Raw genomic sequence first — 4,874 nt, forward strand, 5'->3', positions numbered from 1 at the left:
CAGTATAATAGTCCGCGCCGATCTTGTTTTTAAAATCTTCCGTCACCGGTGCGCCGCCTACCATGACCTTGATTTTATCGCGCAGGCCTTTTTCCTTCAAAAGTTCCACCACCTGCTGCATGACAGCCATCGTCGTCGTCAGCAGCGCAGAACAGGCGATCACCTGCGCATCACTATCGATCGCGCTCTCCACAAATTTTTCTGCCGATACGTCCACGCCAAGATCAATCACGTCAAGCCCCTTGCTTTCCATCATGATCTTCACAAGATTCTTGCCAATATCATGCAAGTCGCCTTTCACAGTCCCCAGCACGACCTTGCCCTTGCTTTCCATCTGTTCTGTTGCAAGTGCCACCGCAAGCGCATCGATCCCTGCCTGCATGGCTCGCGCAGCGATCAGCACCTCCGGTACAAATACCTGATTGTTTTTAAACTTGTCTCCTACGATCGCCATCCCCGCAAGAAGACCGCTCTGCAACAATTCCTTTGGATTCGTTCCCTTATCAAGCTCAACCGCGATGGTCTCTTTTACATTATTTGCTCGCCCCTGCTGTACAAAAAGGCTCAATTCATCATATACACTCATATTTCAATTTTCCTTCCATAAATCTGTTGTACCGATGATACCGTACATATTATATCACACACCGGCGTTTTTTGTCTTTTTCATTATTCACTTATTATTCATAGATCATTCATACAGGGTTAAAAAAATCTCCGTATAATGAAATCAATAAAACAAAACAGCGATCCAATAATCGCCTCCGGCGTTTAAATATATATGATACTTCCGAAAAAAATCTGTTGATTAATCAACAGATTTTTTTTGCTTTTTCTTATAAACCGACAGCCTCAGCGAGTTGAGCACCACGCACACGGATGAAAACGCCATCGCAAGTCCGGCAAACATCGGTGTCAGCGTCGGCCCGCCGAATGCGAACCAGACGCCCGCCGCGATCGGAATGCCAATCACGTTATATATAAACGCCCAGAACAGGTTCTGCTTGATCGTCCGCATGATCCTGCGCGAAAGCAAGATACTTTGCGCAATACTGTCCGTATCATCCTTCATCAGTATGACTCCTGACGAATCCGCCGCAACATCCGTGCCGCCAAACACAGATATCCCAACGTCCGCCGTTGCAAGCGCCGGCGCATCATTGATACCGTCTCCCACAAACGCAACCTTTTTACCGCTATCCTTGACCCTCTGCACTTCCGCCGCTTTATCCTCCGGCAGCACGTTTGCGACAAACCGGTCGATACCCGCCTGTACCGCGATCAGCTGCGCGGCTTTTTCGTTATCACCCGTGATCATCACAGTTTCAATGCCCGCATCATGCAACAGCTTGACCGTGTTGGCTGCATCTTCCTTGATCTCGTCCGCCAGTGCGATCACGCCCAGCATGTCGCCATTATAAGCCACATACACCCGCGTCGTGCCCGGCGTCCGCGATTCCTCCGTAGGAATCCCCTGAATATCCATGAACTCCTTCGTACCGATCACGACCTCGCCTTGCTTTGTCTGTGCGATCACACCGCGTCCCGCTACATTTTTGATACTATCGGGCTTTTTCGGCTCGATATCCATAAACTTTGCATACTCTATGATCGCTTTTGCAATCGGGTGCGTTGCGCCGTATTCGGCAGTTGCCGCAAGGCGAACCAGCGCCTCCTCATCGCCATTATCAGAAACAACGTTCGTAACGTGCAGCTGCCCCTTTGTGATCGTCCCTGTCTTATCCATCAGTACCGTATCCACAGTGCCTGTCGTTTCCACGATATCACCGCCGCGGAACAAAATACCCATCTGTGCGCCGCGACCCGTACCGACCATAACGGCAATGGGTGTAGCCAGCCCAAGCGCGCACGGACAAGCGACCACCAATACAGATACGAAAATATTGACAACAAAGTTCGCGTCCTGTCCCGCGATTGCCCAGATCACCGCCGCAACGATCGCGATCGCCGTCACGGCAGGTACGAACACCGCCGATATCTTATCTGCCAGACGCGAGATTTTTGCTTTCTTTTGCTGCGCCTGCACCACAAGCTTGACAACCTGTGAGATCGCGGTGTTTGTACCGACATTTGTCGCCTCAATGTGCAGTACGCCGTCCGCTACAAGCGTTCCGCCCGAAACCTTAGCACCTTTCTCTTTGAATACAGGCAAACTTTCACCCGTCAGGGTAGATTGATCCACACTTGCCTGTCCTTCCGTCACGATGCCGTCCACTGGTATGCGCTGACCGATGCTCACAAGCACGATGTCACCCTTTTTTACATCAGCAGCTTTTATCTTCTGCTCCTGTCCATCCTTTACGACGACCGCATCCTGCGGCACAAGGCTCGCAAGGTTGGATATCGCACTCTTTGCACGGTTTTTACTGCTTTCTTCCAAATACTTCCCAAGCAATACCAAAGCGACAACCACAGCCGCACTTTCAAAATACAAACTGTGTACCGCATGCATATCAGACGGAATAAAGCACGTCATCACAATGCTGTAAACAAGCGCACTGCCTGTTCCCAGCATTACCAGCGTATCCATCGTCGGATGTCCCTTCAAAAGCGCTTTCATACCGTTCGTAAAAAAGCTCCTTCCGGCAAAAATCACCGGCACCGTGATGATCAGCTGGATCAACGCATAATTCAAAGGCGCCACATCCGGCGATATCACAGACGGCAGCGGCCATCCCCAATGCGCGCCCATACCGATATACATTACGATCGCACCACATATCAGCGCCAAAAAAATCTCCCATTTATGGAACCTATGCTCGTCCTGCGTGACCATTTGGCCGTCCTTTGCGACGGATGCGCCAAAGCCGACTTTTTCGACCGCTGCAATCAAAGTCTCCTCCGATACATTATCTTCCGAGACCACGACAGCACTATTGGCGGCAAGATTGACGCTTGCATAAATTACGCCCTCAACACGAGAAAGCGCGCCTTCCACCGAAGCGGAGCAAGCCGCGCAATTCATGCCCTTAATATTAAAAACAGTTTCTTTTTGCATTACCCATACTCCTCCCTCAAACGTGCGGCAGATCAGGATTGATGTGTACGATAACGTCATCGATCTCCGCTCTGTCATGCATCATTTCGAGTTCTATTGCTTTTGCTATTTTATGGCTTTCTATCACTGTCATATCCTTATCAACAGATACCTTCACGATCAGGATTATTTTTGCTCCGACAGGCTTAGTGCTGACACTGTCAATGTGGTCGACCCCGTCGATCCTCAGTATCTCGTCTTTATATTCCTCAAGCGTCCGCGCGTCGCTGCCCGTATCCATCAGCACACGAGCCGATTCCCGGATGATCATAAACCCGCTGTAGATGATCCAGCACGAGATCGCGATACCGATCGCGCCGTCGACCCAATGAAACCCGAGCACGCTCAGAAAGATAGCGATCAGCGTTCCCGACGTTACAAACACATCGTTTCTATGATCCTGCGCGTTTGCCTTGATCAAAACACTTTTATACTGCCTATTTTTTTTGATGCAGAACGCGTACAAGCTTGCTTTTGCGGCAATCGTCACCGCCGCAACCCCCACGAGCCACCAGGAAAACTCCAAGGTAGACTGTTCGATCAACGAGCCGACCGATCCGCTGATCGTATAGACCGCCATCGCGATCATCGAAAACCCAATGATCATAGACGCTAAATATTCTGCTTTTCCATGCCCCCAGACATGGTCTGCATCTTTTGGCTTTGCGGCATAAAGGCTGCCAAACAAGGTCACAGCAGAGGCAAATACGTCGCCAAGACTGTTAAAACCGTCAGCGATCATCGCCTGGCTGCCCGCAGAATATCCGGCCGTCAGCTTGAATATCAACAATAATATGTTGACCGCGATCCCGAGGGACGCGACCTTTTTGCCGGCCGAAAAACGATCTTCCAATTCCTGATACCCCTGTTATATAATTAACCAAAATAACGATCTGTTAATCTGTATTATAACACATTAAATGATAAACGCTCATCAAAAAAAGAGACCGCATGATTGCAGTCTCTTTTCCGTACACCTATTTTTAGTTACCGCCACCGAACAGATTGACAAAGAAGTCGCCGATGCCCTTGAAGAAGTCGCCCACGCTGGAGAAGAAGCCTTCCACGCCCTGCTTCGCCTGGAACAGGTTCAGAAACGTGTCCGGATCAATGTTCAGCTCATTGAATTTTTTGACGAGCCCGAGTATCTGCTGGATCTGATCGTCCGTCAACGTCACTTCATATTTATCCGCCGTGTCTTTGATAAGCTGGATGATCTGCTCATCCGTCATATTCTTGGTTTCGCCAAGCTTGCCTTTTAAGTCGTTGATGATATCTGAAGAAACATCTCCCAGAGCCTCCTGCAGCTCACCCGTTACAACAAGCTCCTCTACCGCTGTGCTCTTCGCGGTCTCGTCCAACTGCTTGCCCGTCATGTCCTCATATGCCTTATAAATGCCTGCAAGCGCACCCGTGCCGGAAACCGGCTTATAGGCCGATATCTTTACTTTTGCATCCGTGATGCCCGCTGTCGCAAGCGCAGACTGGTACATTTTTTCCGTTACCCAGTTGATGTTATTGATGCTCATATCGATCCCGCCGCCATCGTTGGGTGCGATATACACGCACGAAAGAGCCACATTACCGATTTTCTCATCGGGAGCGATCCCGCTCAGATAATGCCGTTCCTCGCTGTTCGTTACTTGCAGTTCTTTTACATCTCCACGATTGATGTTGAAAAAGCCGTAAACATCGGCGATCTGCGATTCCGTGTTGTCCGCGCCGATGACCACGCGCGATTCCGTATCCGCCGCCAAAGCAGGCGTTACCAGCAATCCCACCGAGAGTACCAGTGTCAAAACGATCAGGGTTATTT

4 protein-coding genes are annotated in these 4,874 nt (G+C 50.0%); all 4 read right to left on the bottom strand.

Annotated features, from left to right (window positions below; genetic code table 11):
* On the bottom strand, window positions 1-586 hold a 586-nt coding region (locus VB081_RS00815; protein WP_323398972.1), incomplete at its 3' end, for a corrinoid protein.
* Window positions 587-808: 222 nt separating this feature from the next.
* Window positions 809-3,019 carry a heavy metal translocating P-type ATPase gene (locus VB081_RS00820; protein ID WP_323398973.1) on the bottom strand — a complete coding sequence of 737 codons (2,211 nt, stop codon included), beginning with the start codon at window positions 3,017-3,019 and terminating at the stop codon, window positions 809-811.
* 16 nt (window positions 3,020-3,035) lie between these two features.
* A complete protein-coding gene (locus VB081_RS00825) occupies window positions 3,036-3,911 on the bottom strand; it encodes a cation diffusion facilitator family transporter (RefSeq protein WP_323398974.1) in 876 nt (291 codons plus the stop codon).
* Window positions 3,912-4,041: 130 nt separating this feature from the next.
* Window positions 4,042-4,874: DUF1002 domain-containing protein (locus VB081_RS00830; protein WP_323398975.1), on the bottom strand; the 833-nt coding region annotated here is incomplete at its 5' end.

The organism is Christensenella sp. (genome assembly GCF_034927525.1).
In the GTDB taxonomy this organism is placed as follows: domain Bacteria; phylum Bacillota; class Clostridia; order Christensenellales; family Christensenellaceae; genus Christensenella.

Bases quoted from the DNA above. Each gene is read 5' to 3' on its own strand.
- VB081_RS00820 (WP_323398973.1), bottom strand. From the start codon at position 3,019: ATGCAAAAAGAAACTGTTTTTAATATTAAGGGCATGAATTGCGCGGCT.